Here is a 753-nt window from a genome sequence, read left to right as displayed (position 1 = left end):
GCGGCGCTGTTCACCGCCACCACCGTGGTGGTTGCACAGGCGGTGATGATCGTTGCCTCCTTGCTGGCGATGCGGATGGCGGCCGGGCGGGGCTATTGGCTGGTGCTGCTGATCTCCTTTGCCTCGCTGCCGTTACGCGGCCTGCTGGCGGGCAGTTTCATCGAGCATTGGGGCGTGTGGCCGGTACAGGCGCTGGACGGCATCGGCGCGGGGCTGCAAAGTGTGGCGGTGCCGGGGCTCGTCGCCTGCATGCTCGATGGCACCGGGCGCGTGAATGTGGGGCAAGGGGCGGTCATGACCGTACAGGGTGTCGGCGCTTCGCTGAGCCCCGCGATCGGCGGCTGGCTCGCCCAGGCGATCGGCTATCGCGCCGCCTTCTATATCCTCGGCAGCTTTGCGCTGGTCAGCCTGGCGCTATGGATCGGCTTCGCCGCCATTCTGCGCCCGGCCTGCGCCGGCGCCCGTCCCGAACAGGGCCGATGAATCCTTCGACGATCGCCACCTGGGGCATCTGCGCCGCCGCGACGGCCGGCGTGATCGCGCGCCCGTTCCGCTGGCCGGAGGCGATCTGGGCGGTTGCGGGCGCGGCACTGCTGCTGCTCCTGGGGTTGATGCCCGCCGCTGCCGCGCTGGGCGCGATCGCGAAGGGAGCAGACGTCTATCTATTCCTGATCGGCATGATGCTGCTCAGCGAAACCGCGCGCGAACAGGGCCTGTTCGATTGGGTCGCCGCGGCGGCCGCCGCCCATGCCC

2 pseudogenes are annotated in these 753 nt (G+C 70.1%); both read left to right on the top strand.

Features of this window, described 5'->3' with window-relative positions:
- A pseudogene (locus tag A7X12_RS26450) lies at nt 1–483 on the top strand (MFS transporter); the annotation flags it as partial.
- A pseudogene (locus A7X12_RS26445) lies at nt 480–753 on the top strand (arsenic transporter); the annotation flags it as partial. The pseudogenes A7X12_RS26450 and A7X12_RS26445, both read left to right, overlap by 4 nt.

The sequence above is a fragment of the Sphingomonas sp. TDK1 genome (genome assembly GCF_001650735.1).
Lineage (GTDB): Bacteria > Pseudomonadota > Alphaproteobacteria > Sphingomonadales > Sphingomonadaceae > Sphingomonas.
This window is presented reverse-complemented; position numbering and strand designations above follow the sequence as displayed.